The organism is Paracoccus sp. DMF-8, from assembly GCF_029309835.1.
GTDB lineage: Bacteria > Pseudomonadota > Alphaproteobacteria > Rhodobacterales > Rhodobacteraceae > Paracoccus.
In genome coordinates this window covers 113,313-132,577 of record NZ_JARJHL010000017.1, presented here as the reverse complement: position 1 = coordinate 132,577, position 19,265 = coordinate 113,313, and the positions used below count along the sequence as shown (strand labels likewise).

The window sequence follows — 19,265 nt, the reverse complement described above, 5'->3', positions numbered from 1 at the left end:
TCAGCCCCAGGGTTTGCCCATCAGGCCCTGCGGCCGGATGGCAAGGAAGATCATCAGGCTGGCAAAGATCAGCAGATAGGTGACATCGCCATAGGACGACAGCACCGACAGGCCGACGCTTTCCATCATGCCCAGAATAAAGCCGCCGATGATGGCACCCGAAATCACGCCGGCGCCGCCGATCATGATCATCAGAAACGCCTTGATCGAGGTCGGGCCGCCCATGCCCAGATTGACGCCGGTGATCGACACCAAGAGCGCGCCGACCAACCCCGCCAGCATCGCGCCCATGGCAAAGCCGATCATCGAATAGCGGTCGACATCGACGCCCATCAGCTGCGCGGCCATGCGGTCCTGCGCCAGGGCCCGCATCGCGCGGCCCGCCTTGGAATATTGCATGAAGAGGATGAAGGACACGATGATCGCAATCGCCAGAACGCAGATCAGGATGCGGTCATAGGGCATGATCAGCCGGAAATCCCAGTTGAAGACGCCATTGACGACCTTGGGGATGCCGCGCTGCTTTTCGCCGAACAGCAGCAGGATCAGCGCATCCAGAAAGAAAGCGATCCCCGCCGCCAGCAGCATCGTCGATTCATCGCGTTTCGACCGTCTGATGACGGGCCGGAACAGAAATTTCTCGATCAGCCCGCCCATCACGGCCAGCACGACCGCCGCGACGACCAGCCCGACGATGAACGGCAGCCCAAGCTGGACGACGACCGTGTAACAGACGAACCCGCTAAAGACATACATCTGCCCATGCGCAAAGTTCAGCACGTTCATCAGCGAAAAGATCAGTGTCAGGCCCAATGCGATCAGGGCGTATTGCGCGCCCAGATACAGGCCGTTTGCCAGGATTTGTTCCATGTCACCCTCTGGTTTGATGTGCGGGGCCGGTCAGGCCGGCCCCGTTTCGGGGTGTCAGTCGACTTCGGCGACGAACAGCGTCTCGAACGCGCCATCCTTGTATTCGGTCACGACCAGCGGCACCGAGACCTGACGCTTTTGCCCGAAAGAGGATCTGCCGACGTAACGCAGCTTGGCATCGCCGACCATGAAGGGGTTCGGGGCCTCGAATGTGTCGATGGTCTTCTTGTATTCCTCGACATCGGTCAGGGCGGCCGGGTTCGCCTTCAGCGTCTCGATGATATATTCCAGCGCATAGACCTTGGTGTTCGACTCGTCGTTATATTCGCCGAACATCTTGGTGTAGCGGTCCACGAATTCGCGCATCGTGTCGCTGGCCAGTTCCGGGGTCGATGCACCGCCGACCGAGATGAAGCCATTGGCCAATTCGCCCGCGCCTTCGGCCAGAACGCTGGCATCCTGCCCGGTTTCGGTCGAAATCAGCCCCTCATACCCCAGTTCGCGGGCGGAACGGATCAGTTGCGGCGCATTGGCGGGCGACACGCCCGACAGCACCAGCAGGTCGGGGCGGGACTGCAGGACCGGCAGCAGCACGGGCGAAAAATCGGTGGTGTCGACCTGATAGGTCACCTTGTCCGAGACGACCTCAAGGCCCAGAGCCTTGGCGGCCTCGACCCCGGAATCGCGCTGGCTGAGCGGGTCGGATTCATTGGCGGCGACAAAGGCCACCTTTTGCACGCCCTTGTTTTCCTTCAGGTAGGCATAGATCGCGGGGCCGGATTGATAATTGGCGACCATGCCCAGAATGGCGTTGGAGGCGGGCGGGGAAAACAGTTCCTTGGGGAAGGAATAGGGGAAATACATGATGCCCTGCTGTTCGGCGACCGGACGCACCGCCGCCGCGCCGTCATCGACATTCGGGCCGACGACGTAATGCACGCCCTCTTGCGCCATGCGTTCCATGCCCGCGATGGCGCGCTTGGGGTCTTTCTGGTCGTCAAAGGCGACGATCTGGATGTCATAGGTGGTGTCGCCGATCTGGACGCCGCCCAGTTCGTTCAGCCATGCGGCCCGCGCCTCCATCGAGCGCTGGTTGGAAATGCCCGAGCCGCCGCCGGACCCGAGGTCACGCCGACAAAGCCGATCTTGAGTTTCGCGTTTTCGGCCATCGCCATCGGCGCGGCGGCAAGGCCGGTGATCGTCGCCAAGGCGACGGTTCTCAGGAAATTGCGGCGTAGCATCTGGTCGTTCTCCCTGTGAATGACGAATCCGGCGGGGCAGATCTGTTCGTTTGTGGATGCCTGATGGCAACATTCGACAATCCTGATCGTGAACCTGTTAACAAGATTGTCAACAATTTTGTTGACAATCTGGCCTGCGCAAAATTCTTGTTGTAAGACCAGCAGAGCCCTATTTTTCGATGAGTTCAGCGTATTTTCGGGAAAAAAGCCGTCGATGACCCTAGCAAGTGCCCAGGACGAAACCGTCGAAATTGATGAAGAAGAGATCGTCGAGCACATTTTCGAGGCAGTCGTGGAACAGCGTCTGCCGCCCGGAACCAAGCTGTCCGAATCAGCCCTGTGCGAGGCGTTCGGCGTCGGCCGCATGCGGATCCGGCGGGTGCTGCTGCTGCTGGCCAGCCAGCAGATCGTCGATCTGCACACCAACCGCGGCGCCTATGTCGCCAGCCCCAGTGCCGAACAGGCGCATGAGGTGTTCGAGGCACGGCTGATGCTGGAGCCGATCATCACCCGGCTGGCCGTGACGCGGGCCAGCGACGATGATCTGGCCCGGTTGGCCGATCATGTCGAACGCGAACATCAGGCCCATCACGACAACAAGCGCCGCGAGGCGATCTGCCTGTCGGGCCAGTTCCACGGGCTGCTGGCGCAGGTCGCGGGCAATTCGGTCATGCACAAGATGATGCGCGAACTGATCACCCGGACCTCGCTGATCATCAGCCTTTATGGTGCGCAGGACATGACCGATTGCCGCGACCACGACCACGCCCGCATCATCGACGCGATCCGCAGCCGCGATGCCGATGGCGCGGCGCGGCTGATGCACGACCATTTGCAGCATATCCAGAACAGCCTTGATCTGGGCGCGCGCGAACGGGTGACGCTGGATATCGTCTCGATCCTGAAACGCTAGGGCTGCGGCCTTCTGCCCGGTTCGGCGCCTCCTTGCCATTCGTCGCTGCATCGCAGAAAAATTCAGCAGTCGTTTTCTGAAACGTCATCCTAACGTCTCATGTCCACGCCTAGATTCGGGGGGCAAGAGTTGGTGAGGTGAGTCGTGTTTTCTCTGGCTGGTCACAAGATCCTTGTCGCAGGTATCGCCAACCGCGATCTGATCGCCTGGGGCTGTGCGCGGGCCTTTCGCGCGCAGGGTGCCGATCTGGCGATCACATGGGCCAACGGCAAGGCCGAACCCCATGTCCGCCCCCTGGGCGAAGAACTGGGCGCCGAAATCCTGTTGCCGATGGATGTCGCGGACCCCGTGCAGATCAAGGCGGTTTTCGACAAAATTTCAGGGCGTTGGGGGCGCATGGACGGGTTGCTGCATTCCATCGCCTTTGCCCCCCGGGCCGATCTGCATGGCCGCGTCGTCGACAGCAGCAGCGACGGCTTTGCGCTGGCGATGGATATCTCGGTCCATTCCTTTCTGCGCATGATCCAGCAGGCAGAGCCGCTGATGGATCGTGGCGGTTGCTGCCTGTCGGTGTCGTTTTTCGGGTCCGAACGGGTCGTGCGGCACTACAACATCATGGGCCCGGTCAAGGCCGCGCTGGAAAGCGCGACCCGCTATGCCGCCGCCGAACTGGGCGAAAAGGGCATCCGCGTTCACGCCCTGTCGCCGGGACCTCTGGCTACCCGCGCGGCTTCGGGGATCGACCATTTCGATGAATTGCTGGATACTGCGGCGCAGCGCGCGCCAACCCACCAGCTTGCCACGATCGAGGACGTGGGGGCGATGGCCGCCTTTCTGGCCTCGGACGCGGCGCGCAACCTGACCGGCGGTGTCCATGACATCGACGGCGGCTTTTCGATTACTGCCCGAGGGATCAAACCATGGCAAACCTGTTTGAAATTCTGGACCCGCGCCAGCAGGGCAGCGTCCTGCGTCCGCAAGAGGATGCAATCGACATCCTGCAAGCCCATATGTCCCGCGCGCGGGGCGAAATCGGCGCCATTTCGGGCGCGGCGGACATCAGGACCACAGCGGCGGCGAAACACGAACACCGCATCATGGAAAACCATTCCAGCCGCACCCGCGATCTGATGCGGCAGGGTTCGGACCTGCTGGGCCGTCTGCGCGATCTACCGGCGCAGGGCGGGGTTTTCGCGGCGCTGGTCGAATATCAGCGCGATGCGGCGGAACGCGCCATCCTGACCGCCGATACCCTGCGCAAGCGCGGCGATATCTTTCTGGAACATGAGGCGGCGGATTGCCCGCCCGTGCTGATCTATGACTACGAGGTGGTCATGGATGGCAAGGATATGCTTTATCCCTGCAATTACATGCTGCTGCGGATCCTGCCGCCCGAAGGCGTGGTGATCGACGACACCAGTGCGCCCTACATCATCATCGACCCCGCGCGCGGGCCATGGCCCCGGTATCGGCGGCTTCAAGACCGACAGTCAGGTCGGTGTCGCGCTGCGGGCGGGCCATCCGGTCTATTTCGTCGCCTTTCGCGCGCGCCCCGAACCGGGGCAATATCTGGCCTATGTCACCCGCGCCGAAGCCGCCTTTGTCCGCGAGGTGATGCGGCGCCATCCGGCGGCGCCGAACCCGGTCATCACCGGCAATTGTCAGGGGGGCTGGGCCACCTTGCTGCTGGCCGCGATGAACCCCGATCTGACCGGCCCCATCGTCGTCAACGGCGCCCCGGTCGCGCCCCGGGCGGGCAAGGTCGGCGAAAACCCGATGCGCTACAATGCGGGCCTGCTGGGCGGGACATGGGTTCCGATGTTCCTGTCCGATCTGGGCGGCGGCATCTTTGACGGCGCCAATCTGGTGATGAATTTCGAGGCGCTGAACCCCGGCCGCACGCTTTTCCGCAAATACACCGATCTGTTCCGCGACATCGACAAGGGCGACAAGAGCTTTCTGGAATTCGAAAAATGGTGGGGCGGCTTTTTCATGCTGACCGAGCCGGAAATCCGCTGGATCGTCGAACAGCTTTTCGTCGGCAACCGTCTGGCCAAGAACGAGGCGCGCATCGAACCCGGCCGCCCGGTCGATCTGAAGGCGATCCGCGCGCCGATCATCGTTTTCGCCAGCCACGGCGACAATATCACGCCGCCGCAGCAGGCGCTGAACTGGATCGTGGAAACCTATGCCGATGTGCAGGAAATCCGCATCCGCGGCCAGCGCATCGTCTATATGGTCCATGATCAGGTCGGCCATCTGGGGATTTTCGTGTCCTCTCAGATCGCGCGCAAGGAACATGCCGAGGTCGCCTCGACGCTGGAAACCATCGAGGCGCTGGCCCCCGGCCTTTATGAAATGCGCATCGAGGATATCGAGGAACGCGACGGCAAAAAGATCTTTACCGTCAGTTTCGCCGAACACGGCATGGACGATATCCGCGCGCTGGATGACGGCCATGACGACGAACGCCCCTTTGCGGCCGTTGCCCGCACCTCCGAGGTTCAGGCCCAGATCTATGACGCGGTGGTGCGGCCCTTCGTGCAGGCGGCGGTCACGGAAACCACGGCGGAACTGTCGCGCGCGCTGCATCCGAAACGGGTCGAGCGGGCGCTGGCCTCGTCGCGTAACCCGGTCATGGCGCAGGTTGCCGAGGTGGCCGAAAAGCTGCGCGACACGCGCGCCAAAGCGTCACCGGACAACCCGTTCCTGGCGGCGGAACAGCTATGGGTGGACAGTGTCGAGCAGGCCATCGACCTGTGCCGCGACACCCGCGACATGATGTATGAGCTGGCCTTTTACGGGCTGTGGGCCACGCCACTGGCGCGCGCATTCGGCCGCACCCACGAGGCGCATCGCACCCTGAAAAGCACTGATGAGCTGCGCAGCCTGCCCGAAGTCGCCGCCGCCTTGCACAATATCGAACGCGGCGGCTTTGCCGAGGCGGTGATCCGCATGCTGGTTCTGCTGGCCGAAAACCGCAAGGGGGTGCGCCGCGACCGGCTGGAACGGTCGTCCAGGGTGCTGACGCAGGACGAGCCGTTCAAATCGCTTGGCGCCGAACATCGCGCCCTGATTATTCACGAACAGACCCTGATCGTGGCCTATGAACCGCAGCGCGCGATCGAAGCCCTGCCGCTTTTGCTGCCCGATGCGGCGGACCGCGAACTGGCGCTGCGCGTCGTGCGCTATATCCCCGGTAACGCCGATGAGATGTCGCCAGAAACGATGCAGCTTTTGCAGCGTTTCCACGAGGTTCTGGGCCAGCCGCGTTTCACGGGCGACATCGACCACGACCCGCTGGACGACACCCCGCAGCCGCAAAACACCATGGCCGCCGGCACATCCCGCGCCCGCACCACGCGCGCGGCCGCAACCCCGGAAAGCGAGGCCTAGGATGCGTCTGGTCAACCGAACCCTGACCGAGCTTCAGCCGGGGAAACCGCCGAACTCAGCCGTCTGATCACGCCCGATGATCTGTATGTCTTTGCCGCCGCATCGGGGAATTCCAACCCGATGCACCTGCCGGGCAATGATGTCGATGGCGATGGCGTGCCGGAAAATGTCGCGCCGGGGATGTTCGTCGCCTCGATGATCTCGGCGGTTCTGGGGACGCTCTTGCCGGGGCCGGGGACGCTGTATCGCAAGCAGGTCATCGACTTTCAGGACCGTGCCCATGCGGGCGAAGAACTGCTGTGTCATGTCCGCGTGCTGGACAAGCGCGATGATGGCATCGTCACACTGGAAACCCGCGTGACGCGACCGGCCGATCAGGCGGTGATCCTGACCGGAACCGCCGAAGTCATTGCGCCGACACAGAAAATCGACCGCAGCGATATCGAGATTCCGGGGCTGGTCGTGCAGCGCCACCGCCATTTTCAGGCGCTGGTCGAACGCGCCGGCGCCCTGCCGCCGCTGCCCGTGGCGGTGGTCTGTCCCGATGATCCGAACGCGCTTGGCGGCGCGGTTCTGGCCGCCCGCGAAGGCGTCATCACCCCGATCCTGATCGGCGACCGCGCCGCGATCCTGACGGCGGGCGAAAGCGTCGCCGCCGATCTTTCGGGCTTTGAAATCATTGACATCGTGGGCGATCAGGCGGCTGCCGCGATGGCCTGCCGTCTGGTCCATGAGGGCCGCGCGGGCGCGGTGATGAAGGGGCACCTGCACACAGACGACCTGCTGAAACCCATGCTGGACAAGGCGCACGGGCTGCGCGTCGGGCGGCGCTTTACCCATGTTTTCGTGATGGATGTGCCGGGCCGGGACGAGCCCGTCATGGTCACCGATGCCGCGATCAATATCGCGCCCGACCTGCCCACCAAGGTCGATATCACGCAAAACGCCATTGATCTGGCCCTTGCCCTGGGGATGCAGCCGCGCGCGGGCATCCTGTCGGCGGTCGAAACCGTGAACCCGGCGATCCAGTCGTCGATCGACGCGGCCCTGCTGTCGAAAATGGCGGATCGTGGCCAGATTTCGGGCGGGCTGGTCGATGGGCCGCTGGCCATGGACAATGCCGTCGATATCGGCGCTGCGCGGACCAAGGGCATCAAGGGCGGTGTCGCGGGTCACGCGAATATCCTTGTCGTGCCGGGGATCGACGCGGGCAATATGCTGGCCAAGCAACTGTCCTTTGTCAGCCATGCCGAAGGCGCCGGGCTGGTCCCGGGCGCGCGGGTGCCGGTCATCCTGAATTCGCGCTCCGACAGTCCGATGTCGCGGCTGGCATCCTGCGCCGTCGCGGCCCTGCACCACGCCCATCAGGAGGGACGGGTATGAAGGATATCGACCACAGCAGCGGTTTTCTGACGCTGAATGCGGGGTCGTCCTCGCTCAAGGTCGCGCTGTTTCCGACCGAAGGGGACGATCCGCTGATTACCGGCCGTGCCGAGCGCATCGGGCCAGAGGGCGAACTGGCGCTGCAGGATGCGCAGGACCAGCCGCTGGCCGTCGCGCCGGGTGACCTGACCAGCCACGCAGGCGCGCTGGCCGCGATCATCGCCACGATCAAGGCCGCCCATCCGGGGCTGGAACTGGCCGCCGTCGGCCACCGCGTCGTCCACGGCGGCCCGGATTTCACCGACCCGGTTCTGGTCACCGATGAGGTGCTGGACCGGCTTGGGCAACTGTCGTCATTCGCGCCCTTGCATCAGCCGCATAACATCGCGGGCATCCGGGCGGCCATGGCGGCCTTTCCGGGGGTGCCGCAGGTCGCCTGTTTCGACACGGCCTTTCATCGCGGCCAGCCCTTTGTGAACGATACCTTTGCCATCCCCTTCCGCTATTACGAAAAGGGCGTGCGCCGCTACGGTTTCCACGGGCTGTCCTATGATTATGTGACCGGAGAGCTGGAACGCATCGCGCCGCATCTGATGGCCGGTCGGGTGGTGGTGGCGCATCTGGGCAATGGTGCGTCGATGTGCGCGATCCACCGGGGGCGTTCGGTCGCCTCCTCGATGGGGTTTTCGGCGCTGGACGGGCTGCCGATGGGCACGCGCTGCGGCCAGATCGACCCCGGCGTGCTGCTGTATATGCTGGATCAGGAAAAGCTGGATACCGCGCAGATCCGTCAGGTCCTGTATAATGAATCGGGTCTGCTGGGCCTGTCGGGCGGGCTTGCCAGCGATATGCGGTCGCTGGAACAGGCCGACAATGCCGCCGCCCACCGCGCCATCGACTATTTCGTGTTCCGCGTCCAGCGCGAACTGGGGGCGATGGCTGCCGTGATGGGGGGCATTGATGGCCTGATTTTCTGCGGGGGAATTGGTGAAAACTCCCGCGTCATCCGCCGCCGCGTCTGCGAAAGACTGGGCTGGATGGGGATCGAGATCGACCACGGCCGCAACGCGGAAAGTGCCACCTTGATTTCGTCCGAGTTTTCGCGGACCACGGTGATGATCGTGAAGACCCGCGAGGATCTGGTCATTGCCCGCGCGGCCCGTCTGGCTGCCGGGATCACCGAAAAGGAAACCGCATGAAAGCCACGCTGAAAGCCGAAGCGGCCGCCGCCATGATCCCCGATGGCGCCAGCCTGATGATCGGCGGCTTCATGGGCGTCAGCAGCCCCGAGCGGCTGATCGACGCGATTGTGGCGCGCGGGACGCGCGACCTGACGGTCATCGCCAATGACACGGCCATGCCGGGGCGGGGCATCGGCAAGCTGATTTCGGCCGGGGCTGTCAGCCGTGTCATCGCCTCTCATATCGGGCTGAACCCGGAAACCCGTGCCGGGATGATCGCGGGCGAAATCGACTGCGAACTGGTGCCGCAGGGCACGCTGATCGAACGCATCCGCGCCGGTGGCGTCGGTCTGGGCGGCGTCCTGACCCCCACGGGGCTGGGCACCGAGGTCGAGGACGGCAAGCAGAAAATCGAGGTTCAGGGCCGGACCTATCTGCTGGAAACCCCGCTACGGGCCGATTTTTCGCTGCTTGGCGCCCGGCAGGCCGATTATGTCGGCAATCTGTGCTATCTGCTGACCGCCCATAACTTCAACCCGATGATGGCGCTGGCCGGCGCCACCGTGATCGCCGAACCCGAAGCCATCGTGCCCGTCGGCGTCATCCCCCCGATCTCGGTCAAGACGCTGGGCATTCTGGTCGATCACCTGCTTCGTGCGCTGCTAGGGAAAGGTTGCTGACATGGATGCCAAGGAACTGATTGCCCGTCGCGTCGCGCGCGAAATCCAGCCGGGAATGCTGGTCAATCTGGGGATCGGACTGCCCAGTCTGGTCGCGGGTTTCGTGCCGGCGACCTCTGGCGTGTTCTTTCAGGCCGAAAACGGCGTGATCGGTCTGGGTGCGCGCCCGCCCGAAGGGATGGAGGATCCGCATCTGACCGATGCCGGCGGCAGTTTCGTGACCGCCGTTCCGGGCGCCGCCAGCATCGACAGCGCCATGAGTTTCGGCCTGATCCGGGGCGGGCATCTGGATGTGACCGTGCTGGGCGGGTTGCAGGTCGATGAGGCGGGCCATCTGGCGAACTGGAAGGTGCCGGGCAAGATGGTGCCGGGCATGGGCGGTGCCATGGATCTGGTCACCGGCGCGGGCCGCGTCATCGTCGCCATGCAACATGTCGCCAAGGGCGAGCCCAAGATCGTGCCGCAATGCACCCTGCCGCTGACCGCCTTGCGCCGGGTCGATCTGGTCATCACCGATCTTGCCGTGATCGCGCCCACGCCGTCGGGGCTGGTCTTGCAGGAACGCGCGCCGGGTGTCGATCTGGACCAGATCCGCGCCGCGACCGCCGCGCATCTGGTCATTCCCGAGGAGGTGCCCGAAATGACCCGGCCTGGAGGGCGGCATTCACCCGGCAATTGCTTCGGCAAAGGATAAGGGATGAGACAGGGGCGTTTCCGCGCGGGCGACGGCACAAGGCTGGCCTATCGCGACGAAGGGCAGGGGCAGGTCGTGCTGGCCCTGGCCGGGCTGACGCGGGATGGGCGCGATTTCGACTATCTGGCGCGTCGCCTGCATGGCGTCCGGCTGATCCGGCTGGACAGCCGGGGGCGGTGGTCTGGACTGGGCCGATCCGGCCAGCTATACCGTCGCGCAAGAGGCGCAGGATGCGCTGGCGCTGCTGGATCATCTGCGGATCGCGCGGGCCGCGATCATCGGCTCGTCCCGTGGCGGGCTGCTGGCGATGGCTCTGGCGGCCACGGCGCGGGACCGGCTGTCGGGGATCTGCCTGAACGATGTCGGCCCGGTTCTGGAACGGCAGGGCCTGCAGCGCATCGGCCGCTATATCGGCATCCGCCCGACCATCGCGACACTGCAGGAAGCGGCAGACCGCACCCCCGCCGCCAATCCCGGTTTTCACCATGTTCCCGCAAGCCGTTGGGCCGACGAAACCATCCGCCACTATATCCAGCAGCCGGATGGTCTGGGCCTGACCTATGACCCCGCCCTGCGCATCGGTTTCGACAAGGCGATGGCCGCGCCCCTCGCCGAGGCATGGCCGCTGTTCGATGCCTGTGCCGACCTGCCGCTGGCCCTGCTGCGCGGGGCGAATTCGGATGTGCTGACGCGCCAGACCGCCGATGCGATGCAGGCGCGCCGTCCCGACATGATCCGCGCCGAAATCCCAGATCGCGGTCATATCCCCTTTCTGGACGAACCTGAGGCGCTGGCAGCGATCCGCATCTGGCTGGATCGCTGCGCCGCCTTGCCGCGCCTAGGCGGCGACGCCGCCGAACAGGAAGACGATGGCCTTGATCATGGCCCAGATCACCCCCCAGACAATCAGCAGCGACAACAGCCCCAGCACCGTGCCTGAGATGATCCAGACGCCATCCTGTTCCAGCGTGCCAAGCGCAAGGATGCAGATCGCCAGTGCGGGCAGCATATTGCCAAGCGGAATCGGCAGGAACAGCACGATCGACAGGATCAGGCAGATCGCGCCGACGACCCGCGCCCCGGTTTCCCCGGTCAGCGCGCCGAGCCTTGGCCGCAGCAGCCGTTCGGCCCGCGCCAGATAGGGGGCGCTGCGGTGGACGATGGCCGAAAAACTGCTCCTCGGCATCGAGCGGTTGCCGATAAAGGCCGGCATCCAGGGCGGGCGCCCCAGCATCATCTGCAGCGACAGATAGACCAGCGGCAGGCCCAGCACGCCCGAGGTTCCGGGCGGCGAAGGCAGGACGTTCGGAAAGGAAAACAGCAGCAGAAGCGCCGCGATCGCCCGTCCTTTCAGGGCCGGGATCAGCGTCGTTGACGGCAATTCTGTCGCGGCTTTCGTCCTGTGCGATCGCGACCAGATGCTCGGACAGCTTGACCTTGCGTTCGGGGTCATGATCCCGGCGGCGCGCGTGCCGATCCTGCTCGGCGGGATCATCGTCGTTGCCGGGTTCCGACATGGGATTTTGCTGTGGGCTGTGCGGGTTCTGGATCAGATTGCGGTCGTCGTTATCCGGCATCTGCGCCCCAAACCCTGATCGTTACACCTGCCCGCAGGGCCGCGACCCCGCCAAGACCCATACCACCTGACTGCGGCGCCGGGGCAGCCCCCTTGCGTCGGCTGTCATCTGTCATCTGCACATCGTCCTTTCCGTGGCCCCTTGTTCCGGCAAGGCGCCGCTCCGCCCGATTTTCGGACGTATTATGAATTTCAGATGAAAACCACGATCCGGGTCGCTTCTTTGGCCCGCCTTGCCCGCCGTATCGCGGGCGGGAAAGCGGTCAGGGCGCGTGGCTGACATCCTGTATATAGATACGGTGCCCCCTGCGACTTTTGTCCAGCAGAGGGACTAAAAACTTCCGTGATCGGTCGATTTTTTCCGGCGATGCGGGACGCGGATGATGCCAGCCTTCCCATATGCCGGATTCGGGTTATAATCTGGTTTGAATTTGTCGTTCAGAAGGCTGATTCAAAAATGAATTATCCGGGTTCAGGCAGCGGCCTTCCGTAGCGCTGTGGACAAGCCTTGTTCAGCGTGTCGGGCCGGAATCGCTGCGCGAGGGGTGCAATCCCGTGTTTTCAGGCAGCGACGAAAAGCGACTGGTGCATCGATCCGATGCACCAGCAGGGGCGGCATCGCGGCGTTCCCCCTGAACCGGGCCAACCCTGCGATGCGCCATGTCTGGCATTTGCCCCTAGAAACCGCCACCGGTGGCAAAGGGGTCGCTGACGACCGGTTGCTGCGGCGTTCCCTGATAGGATTGCGGCGAGTTCGAATAGCCTTGCTGCGTGATCATCTGCCCGGCGGTCTGCATGTCGCGGCCCGCACCCTGAATCGTTTCGCATGCTGTTAGCCCGACCAGCGCCACCAGCGGGGCCAGATAGGAAATGCGACGCATGACTTGTCCTTTCACTGTCCTTTTTTCGCACCATAGGCGCGTTGAGCCGCGCCGTCTTGTCACGGTGATGCGAGTTGATGCGCCAAAGGTTAACCTCGGCATAAAATTTCCGAAAGATCATGCGGATTTGAGCGAAAATCCCGAACCGGAGTTGATGTCATGCGGCCACAGCAGGCCGGGCCAGCCGCCGGACACACGGCCTACATGCGGGACTGAACGTCGCGGCTTTCCTGCGTGATCGCCTGACCGGCCCCCTGCAAATCGCGACCCGCGCCCTGCACGGTTTCGCAGGCGGCAACCGCCATCAAAAGCAGAAAGGGGGTCAGGTTCAACAAGCGGCGCATCATCACATCCTGGGCTGAAGGGCAAAATTTCAGATTCGTGTCAGTAACGGGGCGGATCGCGTCCCGGTTCCGCAAGACTGGCATGCGCGGGTTAACATCACATTAACGAATCGGTGATAAATCAGTGAGATGCCTGTGATAATTCTGATTCTCCTGCTGTCTGCCTGCGTCTCTCCGGCGCCCCGGTTCATGGGGGCGGAACGGCGTGATCTGGTGCTGGATGGCATCCGTTTCGTCGTCTTTTCCAACCCGACCGAGGCCGAGGTGATCCGCATGGGTTATCTGACCCGCAAGGACCGCGACCGGGTGCCCGAACTGATGGTGCGGGCGGCGGAAATCGCCTCGGGGTGCCGGGTCATACCGAACAGCCTGCGCAGCCGATTACCCGGCGATACGGGCGAGGCGCGGGTGGAACTGGACTGTTCCGGCTAGGTCAAAAACTCTGGGCCAGAAACTCCGGGCCAGAAACCTAGGCCAGAAATTCCGCGATGCGATCGGCCACCAGCGCGGGCTGTTCCGCATGCAGCCAATGGCCCGTTTCGGGGATGAATTCGACAGTGGCCTGCGGGAAATAGTCGTCAGATCGCGGCTACGCGGTGGGGGCGCAATAATCGGAATTGCCGCCGGCCAGAAACAGCGCGGGGCCGGTGAAGGCGCCGGGCGTCAGGCCCTCGGGCCAGCCTGTCAGCTTTTCCATATGCTTGCGCAGGATATCCAGATTCAGCTTCCACTGCGGCGGGTCGCTTTTCAGATCCAGCGATTGCAGCAAAAAGGCGCGGACCCCGGGTTCCCGGATCGTTTCCGACAGGCGCCGATCCGCGTCCGAACGCAGGCGCAACCCGCTCAGGTCCAGCCCCTGCATCGCGTCGATCAGGCCGTTCTGGCCGTGGCCGTAGGCCACGGGCGAGATGTCCAGAACCGCCAGCCTGCGCAGCATCCCGGGCCGGGTCAGTGCCAGCACCATCGCGGTCTTGCCGCCCATCGAATGGCCCACGACATCGGCCTGTCCGCCGAACAGCCCGATCACCTCGGCCAGATCTCCGGCCATGGCGGGATAGGACTGGTCGGGGTCGTGAAAGCTGTCGCCGTGATTGCGCATATCGACCAGAATCACCTGCCGCGCGGGCGTCAGCCTGCGGGCGATGCCGCCCAGATTCTTGCCCGATCCGAACAGGCCATGCACGACCAGCACCGGCGGAAGCCCGTTGTCATCGCCCGAAACCGTATAGTTCAGCATCTTGCCACCCGTCCTTTTGGATCAACCTAGCAACACTGGCGAGCCGGGACCAGAGTCGCTAATCTGCCCCCGAAAGAACCGCCAAGGGGTCCCATGCCCATCCACGACATCCGCACCATGGCCGACGAGGTCGCCGAATTGATGGTTTCGCGTTTCGGCGGGCTGCGTCGTGGGCAGCGGGCGGATCTGGCGACGATGATGCGCAGGCGGGGCGGGGCCTTGCCGCGAAAATTGCGGCGCGAGGGGCGGCTGCTGGCCGAAGCCGATCAATGGGTCGATGCGCCGAAACTGGCGCGGAAAGTCGATATCGCCCGTGCGAAACGGGCCCATCACGCGCTGGTGGGCTATCTGCGGCCGCTTGGCGCGGCCAGCCGCTGGACGGGCAGCGCGACGAATATTGCCGCGGCGGTTTGTCTGGGTCTGCTGATTATCGGCGCCGTCGCGGTCTGGATCATGATCCGGCGCGGGCTGATCTGAAACGCCCCTGCGGCGAAGGTCGGAAGAATCGCGACATTGTGCGACGGATCGCGGGTGGCAGATCGCGGATGGTGGGGCGGCGCGGTGATGCGCCGCCCCCATCATTTCACATGTCCTGATAGAGTGGGAAGCGTTTGCAGAGCGCCTCGACCTCGGCCTTGACCTTGGCTTCGACGGCGGCGTTGCCGTCCTCGCCATTGGCGGCAAGGCCGTCGACGACCTCGGTGATCCAGCGGGCGATCTGGCGGAATTCCTCCTCGCCAAAGCCGCGCGTCGTGCCCGCCGGGGCGCCAAGACGGATGCCGCTGGTCACAAAGGGTTTTCCGGGTCGAACGGCACGCCGTTCTTGTTGCAGGTGATATGCGCGCGACCCAGGGCCGCCTCGGTCGCCTTGCCGGTCACGCTTTTCGGGCGCAGGTCGGCCAGACACAGGTGGTTGTCGGTGCCGCCCGACACGATGTCGATGCCGCCCTTCATCAGCTCATCCGCCATGGCCTGCGCGTTCTTCACGACCTGCGCGGCGTAGTCCTTGAAGCCCGGCTCCAGCGCCTCGCCAAAGGCCACGGCCTTGGCCGCGATCACATGCATCAGCGGACCGCCCTGCAGGCCGAGGAACACCGCCGAGTTGATTTTCTTGGCGATATCGGCGTCATTGGTCAGCACCATGCCGCCACGCGGACCGCGCAGCGATTTGTGGGTCGTGGTGGTCACGACATGGGCATGCGGCAGCGGCGAGGGGTGCTGGCCACCGGCCACCAGCCCCGCGATATGGGCCATGTCGACCATCAGATAAGCGCCGACCTCGTCCGCGATGGCGCGGAAGGCGGCCCAGTCCCAGACCCGGCTGTAGGCGGTGCCGCCGGCGACGATCAGCTTGGGCTTGTTGGCCAGGGCCTTGGCGCGCACGTCCTCCATATCCAGCAGCTGGTCCTGCTGGCGCACGCCATAGCTGACGACGTTGAACCATTTCCCCGACATGTTGACCGGCGAGCCATGGGTCAGGTGGCCGCCCGAATTCAGGTCCAGCCCCATGAAGGTGTCGCCCGGCTGCAGCAGCGCCAGGAACACCGCCTGGTTCATCTGGCTGCCGGAATTCGGCTGGACGTTGGCGAACTGGCAGCCAAAGAGTTCCTTGGCGCGCTCGATCGCCAGATCCTCGACCACGTCGACGAACTGGCAGCCGCCGTAGTAACGCTTGCCCGGATAGCCCTCGGCATATTTGTTGGTCAGCACCGAGCCCTGCGCCTCAAGCACGGCTTTAGACACGATGTTCTCGCTGGCGATCAGCTCGATCTCGTCGCGCTGACGGCCAAGCTCATTGCGGATCGCACCGAAAATCGCAGGGTCGCGGCTCTCAAGCGATGCGGTGAAGAATCCATTGTCGGTCATATTGTCCTCTCTGTGGCGGCGGATCGCGCTTGATCGTGTCATAGCGGCTTTGTGCGGTGCGGGCCAGAATGGATGCGACGCAATCAGAGTAAAAGCGGGCTGCCGAGAATACAGCTTGTCACCGTCCGCATCAGGGGCATGATGGCGCCCATGAAAATGCACTTCATATCAAGCGGGACGGACAGCGCGGACGCGGCCTTGCGCGTGCTGGAAAGCCGCTACGGCCAGACGCCCCCCGAACAGGCCGAGGTCATCGTGGCGCTTGGTGGCGACGGGCTGATGCTCAGCGTCATGCACCGGGGCAATGACCTGCCGGTCTATGGCATGAACCGGGGCACCATCGGCTTTCTGATGAACGAATATGACGCGGTGAACCTGCCCGAACGCATCGCCGCGGCCGAGGAAACCGTCATCAACCCGCTGGCGATGACCGCCGAGGCCCGCACGGGCGAAATCTTTCGCGGTCTGGCCATCAACGAGGTGGCGATGCTGCGCGCCGGGTCGCAGGCCGCGCGATTGCGCATCAGCATCGACGGCCGCGTGCGGATGGAGGATCTGGTCTGCGACGGCGTGATCCTGTCCACCCCCGCCGGATCGACCGCCTATAACTATTCCGCCAACGGCCCGATCCTGCCCATCGGCTCGGATGTGCTGGCGCTGACCCCCATCGCGGCCTTTCGCCCGCGCCGCTGGCGGGGCGCGATCCTGCCCAAGGGCGCGACGGTGCGTTTCGATGTCGTGGAACCCGACAAGCGCCCGGTCATGGCCGACGCGGATTCGCGCGGTGTCAGTTCGGTCCTGTGGGTCGAGGTCAGATCCGAGGACGCCGTGCGCCACCGCCTGCTGTTCGATCCCGGCCACGGGCTGGAGGAACGCCTGATCCGGGAACAGTTCGTCTAGCCCGTGCCTTTATCGGCGTAGTAGCTGGTCGCGACCCGCGTGGCGTGCGCGCCAGTGTCATGCGGTGGGGTTACCCTCGGCAAAACTGACCTGTTCCAGATCCAGCGAAAGACCTTCGGTGTGCCAACCGGCGCTGAGCCAGGCAACCGAATGCCTTTTTCCGCCATCATCGTTGTTACCCCACCATGCAGAGTATTTGCGGGCGCTTGGCGGCAGGTTCTGACCGATAATGTGTAAATCTTACCGTCACGGATGTGACGCGCAGGGATGACAGATAATCGCGGCCAAGGTTCCGGTATTCAATGCCGTGCAGATCACGCAGACGTCCCGAAGGCGGCTGGCTTTTGCAAGGGCTCAACACCAGCGCGATCCGGTCTGCTTGCAGGGAAACGATGGTGACGATCTCTAAACACCCATTGAGTCGCGCCGCCCCCGCCTATACATGCGCGCCATGAGCAACCGACCCGCACTCCCGCCCGAAATCGCCCGCCGCCGGACCTTCGCGATCATCGCGCACCCGGATGCCGGGAAAACCACGCTGACCGAAAAGTTCCTGCTGTTCGGCGGCGCGATCCAGATGGCGGGGCAGGTGCGTGCCAAGGGCGAGGCGCGGCGGACGCGGTCCGACTTCATCAAGATGGAACAGGACCGGGGGATTTCGGTCTCGGCCTCGGCCATGTCATTCGATTTTCGGGAATATCGCTTTAATCTGGTGGACACGCCCGGTCACAGCGATTTTTCCGAAGACACCTATCGCACGCTGACTGCCGTGGACGCGGCGATCATGGTCATCGACGGTGCCAAGGGCGTCGAATCCCAGACCCGCAAGCTGTTCGAGGTCTGCCGGCTGCGCGATCTGCCGATCCTGACCTTCTGCAACAAGATGGACCGCGAATCGCGCGATACCTTTGAAATCATCGACGAGATTCAGGAAAACCTGGCGATTGACGTCGCCCCGGCAAGCTGGCCCATCGGCATGGGCCGCGATTTTCTGGGCTGCTACGACATCCTGAACGACCGGCTGGAACTGATGGACCGCGCCGATCGCAACAAGGTCGCGGAATCGATCCAGATCAACGGCCTGGACGATCCCAGACTGGCCGAACATATCCCCGCCGACATGCTGGCCAAGCTGCGCGAAGAGGTCGAAATGGCGCGCGAACTGCTGCCCGCCTTTGATGCGAAATCCTTTCTGGAAGGGCATATGACCCCGATCTGGTTCGGTTCCGCGATCAATTCCTTCGGCGTCAAGGAATTGATGGACGGCATCGGCAAATTCGGCCCGCAGCCGCAGCCGCAAAAGACCGCCACGCGCGAGGTTCTGCCCGAAGAAAGCAAGGTTGCGGGTTTCGTTTTCAAGGTGCAGGCCAATATGGACCCCAAGCACCGCGACCGCGTGGCCTTTGTGCGTCTGGCCAGCGGCCATTTCGAACGCGGCATGAAACTGACCCATGTGCGCACGAAAAAGCCGATGGCGGTGTCGAACCCGGTGCTGTTTCTGGCCGCCGACCGCGAACTGGCGGAAGAGGCCTGGGCGGGCGATATCATCGGCATTCCGAACCACGGGCAGTTGCGCATCGGCGATGCCCTGACCGAGGGCGAGGACCTGCGTTTCACCGGCATCCCGTCATTCGCGCCCGAATTGCTGCAATCGGTGCGTGCGGGCGACCCGATGAAGGCCAAGCATCTGGAAAAGGCCCTGATGCAATTCGCCGAGGAAGGCGCGGCCAAGGTCTTCAAGCCCTCGATCGGGTCGGGTTTCATCGTGGGCGTCGTCGGCGCGCTGCAATTCGACGTGCTCGCCAGCCGGATCGAGATCGAATACGGCCTGCCCGTACGGCTGGAACCGACGCAATTCACCAGCGCACGCTGGCTGTCGGGGCCAAAACCGCTGGTCGAGGGCTTCGTCAACACCAACAAGCAGCATATCGCCACCGACCACGACGGCGATCTGGTCTATCTGACCCGGCTGCAATGGGACATTGACCGGGTCACGCGCGACCATCCCGACCTGAAACTGACCGCGACCAAGGAAATGATGGTCTAGGTTTCGCAGCCTTGGCCAGAAGCGTCCTTCAACCCGTAAGCGGTTGGGCGTGCCCT

At 63.9% G+C, this 19,265-nt stretch carries 17 protein-coding genes and 4 pseudogenes; 14 read left to right on the top strand and 7 right to left on the bottom strand.

Translation table 11 applies throughout. The annotated features are described in order from the left end of the window. Both PE067_RS18600 and PE067_RS18595 read right to left on the bottom strand, forming a co-directional pair. Positions 1–870, bottom strand: a complete 870-nt coding sequence (locus PE067_RS18600; RefSeq protein WP_276191185.1) for a branched-chain amino acid ABC transporter permease — start codon at positions 868–870, stop codon at positions 1–3. Positions 871–924: 54 nt separating this feature from the next. Further along, positions 925–2,111 (bottom strand): annotated as a pseudogene (locus PE067_RS18595) (ABC transporter substrate-binding protein). A 292-nt stretch (positions 2,112–2,403) separates the two neighbouring features. Here PE067_RS18595 and PE067_RS18590 point away from each other — a divergent pair. From PE067_RS18590 to PE067_RS18550, 9 genes and pseudogenes are all read left to right on the top strand, one after another. Continuing rightward, complete coding sequence (locus PE067_RS18590) at positions 2,404–3,024, top strand: GntR family transcriptional regulator (protein WP_276191599.1); 621 nt, start codon at positions 2,404–2,406, stop codon at positions 3,022–3,024. A gap of 144 nt (positions 3,025–3,168) precedes the next feature. Beyond that, the gene (gene fabI / locus PE067_RS18585; protein WP_276191184.1) at positions 3,169–4,155 is read left to right on the top strand and encodes an enoyl-ACP reductase FabI; all 987 of its coding nucleotides are present in this window, start codon (positions 3,169–3,171) and stop codon (positions 4,153–4,155) included. Between the two features lie 104 nt (positions 4,156–4,259). Further along, positions 4,260–4,421, top strand: a pseudogene (locus PE067_RS18580) (DUF3141 domain-containing protein); the annotation flags it as partial. A gap of 22 nt (positions 4,422–4,443) precedes the next feature. Next, complete coding sequence (locus PE067_RS18575) at positions 4,444–6,420, top strand: DUF3141 domain-containing protein (protein ID WP_276191183.1); 1,977 nt, start codon at positions 4,444–4,446, stop codon at positions 6,418–6,420. Between the two features lie 63 nt (positions 6,421–6,483). Continuing rightward, positions 6,484–7,803 carry a bifunctional enoyl-CoA hydratase/phosphate acetyltransferase gene (locus PE067_RS18570; protein WP_346429741.1) on the top strand — a complete coding sequence of 440 codons (1,320 nt, stop codon included), beginning with the start codon at positions 6,484–6,486 and terminating at the stop codon, positions 7,801–7,803. Next, complete coding sequence (locus PE067_RS18565; protein ID WP_276191182.1) at positions 7,800–9,002, top strand: acetate/propionate family kinase; 1,203 nt, start codon at positions 7,800–7,802, stop codon at positions 9,000–9,002. Before PE067_RS18570 ends, PE067_RS18565 begins: the two co-directional genes overlap by 4 nt. After that, the gene (locus tag PE067_RS18560) at positions 8,999–9,664 is read left to right on the top strand and encodes a 3-oxoacid CoA-transferase subunit A (protein ID WP_276191181.1); all 666 of its coding nucleotides are present in this window, start codon (positions 8,999–9,001) and stop codon (positions 9,662–9,664) included. The genes PE067_RS18565 and PE067_RS18560 overlap by 4 nt, the downstream gene beginning before the upstream one ends. A 1-nt stretch (position 9,665) precedes the next feature. After that, positions 9,666–10,358, top strand: a complete 693-nt coding sequence (locus PE067_RS18555; protein ID WP_276191180.1) for a 3-oxoacid CoA-transferase subunit B — start codon at positions 9,666–9,668, stop codon at positions 10,356–10,358. Positions 10,359–10,361: 3 nt separating this feature from the next. Beyond that, positions 10,362–11,184: pseudogene (locus tag PE067_RS18550) on the top strand (alpha/beta hydrolase); the annotation flags it as partial. A gap of 12 nt (positions 11,185–11,196) precedes the next feature. On the opposite strand, the gene PE067_RS18545 reads toward PE067_RS18550, so the two are convergent. Beyond that, on the bottom strand, positions 11,197–11,739 hold the full coding sequence (locus PE067_RS18545) for an exopolysaccharide biosynthesis protein (protein ID WP_276191179.1): 543 nt from the start codon (positions 11,737–11,739) through the stop codon (positions 11,197–11,199). 70 nt (positions 11,740–11,809) lie between these two features. Here PE067_RS18545 and PE067_RS18540 point away from each other — a divergent pair, with 70 nt between their 5' ends. Beyond that, positions 11,810–11,953 (top strand): hypothetical protein, encoded by a 144-nt coding sequence (locus PE067_RS18540; RefSeq protein WP_276191178.1) that lies wholly within the window; start codon positions 11,810–11,812, stop codon positions 11,951–11,953. A 658-nt stretch (positions 11,954–12,611) separates the two neighbouring features. Here the strand turns inward: PE067_RS18540 and PE067_RS22015 are convergent. Further along, positions 12,612–12,815, bottom strand: a complete 204-nt coding sequence (locus tag PE067_RS22015; protein WP_346429733.1) for a hypothetical protein — start codon at positions 12,813–12,815, stop codon at positions 12,612–12,614. Between the two features lie 200 nt (positions 12,816–13,015). Next, positions 13,016–13,159: an entericidin A/B family lipoprotein gene (locus tag PE067_RS18530; protein WP_276191176.1), complete on the bottom strand. Its 144-nt coding sequence runs from the start codon at positions 13,157–13,159 to the stop codon at positions 13,016–13,018. A gap of 129 nt (positions 13,160–13,288) precedes the next feature. Between PE067_RS18530 and PE067_RS18525 the strand changes: the two genes are divergently transcribed. Then, a complete protein-coding gene (locus tag PE067_RS18525) occupies positions 13,289–13,591 on the top strand; it encodes a hypothetical protein (protein WP_276191175.1) in 303 nt (100 codons plus the stop codon). A gap of 157 nt (positions 13,592–13,748) precedes the next feature. Here the strand turns inward: PE067_RS18525 and PE067_RS18520 are convergent, their stop codons facing one another. Further along, positions 13,749–14,396 carry an alpha/beta fold hydrolase gene (locus tag PE067_RS18520; protein WP_346429732.1) on the bottom strand — a complete coding sequence of 216 codons (648 nt, stop codon included), beginning with the start codon at positions 14,394–14,396 and terminating at the stop codon, positions 13,749–13,751. Between the two features lie 93 nt (positions 14,397–14,489). On the opposite strand from PE067_RS18520, the gene PE067_RS18515 reads away from it, so the two are divergent. Beyond that, positions 14,490–14,873 carry a hypothetical protein gene (locus PE067_RS18515; protein ID WP_276191174.1) on the top strand — a complete coding sequence of 128 codons (384 nt, stop codon included), beginning with the start codon at positions 14,490–14,492 and terminating at the stop codon, positions 14,871–14,873. A 106-nt stretch (positions 14,874–14,979) separates the two neighbouring features. Here PE067_RS18515 and glyA read toward each other — a convergent pair. After that, positions 14,980–16,262 (bottom strand): annotated as a pseudogene (gene glyA, locus PE067_RS18510) (serine hydroxymethyltransferase). A 150-nt stretch (positions 16,263–16,412) separates the two neighbouring features. Here glyA and PE067_RS18505 point away from each other — a divergent pair. Further along, the gene (locus tag PE067_RS18505; RefSeq protein WP_276191173.1) at positions 16,413–17,162 is read left to right on the top strand and encodes an NAD kinase; all 750 of its coding nucleotides are present in this window, start codon (positions 16,413–16,415) and stop codon (positions 17,160–17,162) included. Between the two features lie 442 nt (positions 17,163–17,604). Further along, on the top strand, positions 17,605–19,209 hold the full coding sequence (locus tag PE067_RS18500; protein WP_276191171.1) for a peptide chain release factor 3: 1,605 nt from the start codon (positions 17,605–17,607) through the stop codon (positions 19,207–19,209). The last annotated feature ends 56 nt before the right edge of the window (positions 19,210–19,265 follow it).

Excerpts from the sequence above, each read along its gene's own strand:
- PE067_RS18600 (WP_276191185.1), bottom strand. The coding sequence starts at position 870 with ATGGAACAAATCCTGGCAAACGGCCTGTATCTGGGCGCGCAATACGCC.
- PE067_RS18565 (WP_276191182.1), top strand. The coding sequence starts at position 7,800 with ATGAAGGATATCGACCACAGCAGCGGTTTTCTGACGCTGAATGCGGGG.
- PE067_RS18560 (WP_276191181.1), top strand. The coding sequence starts at position 8,999 with ATGAAAGCCACGCTGAAAGCCGAAGCGGCCGCCGCCATGATCCCCGAT.
- PE067_RS18555 (WP_276191180.1), top strand. The coding sequence starts at position 9,666 with ATGGATGCCAAGGAACTGATTGCCCGTCGCGTCGCGCGCGAAATCCAG.
- PE067_RS18540 (WP_276191178.1), top strand. The coding sequence starts at position 11,810 with ATGATCCCGGCGGCGCGCGTGCCGATCCTGCTCGGCGGGATCATCGTC.
- PE067_RS22015 (WP_346429733.1), bottom strand. The coding sequence starts at position 12,815 with ATGCGTCGCATTTCCTATCTGGCCCCGCTGGTGGCGCTGGTCGGGCTA.
- PE067_RS18530 (WP_276191176.1), bottom strand. The coding sequence starts at position 13,159 with ATGCGCCGCTTGTTGAACCTGACCCCCTTTCTGCTTTTGATGGCGGTT.
- PE067_RS18525 (WP_276191175.1), top strand. The coding sequence starts at position 13,289 with ATGCCTGTGATAATTCTGATTCTCCTGCTGTCTGCCTGCGTCTCTCCG.
- PE067_RS18520 (WP_346429732.1), bottom strand. The coding sequence starts at position 14,396 with ATGCTGAACTATACGGTTTCGGGCGATGACAACGGGCTTCCGCCGGTG.
- PE067_RS18515 (WP_276191174.1), top strand. The coding sequence starts at position 14,490 with ATGCCCATCCACGACATCCGCACCATGGCCGACGAGGTCGCCGAATTG.
- PE067_RS18505 (WP_276191173.1), top strand. The coding sequence starts at position 16,413 with ATGAAAATGCACTTCATATCAAGCGGGACGGACAGCGCGGACGCGGCC.
- PE067_RS18500 (WP_276191171.1), top strand. The coding sequence starts at position 17,605 with ATGCGCGCCATGAGCAACCGACCCGCACTCCCGCCCGAAATCGCCCGC.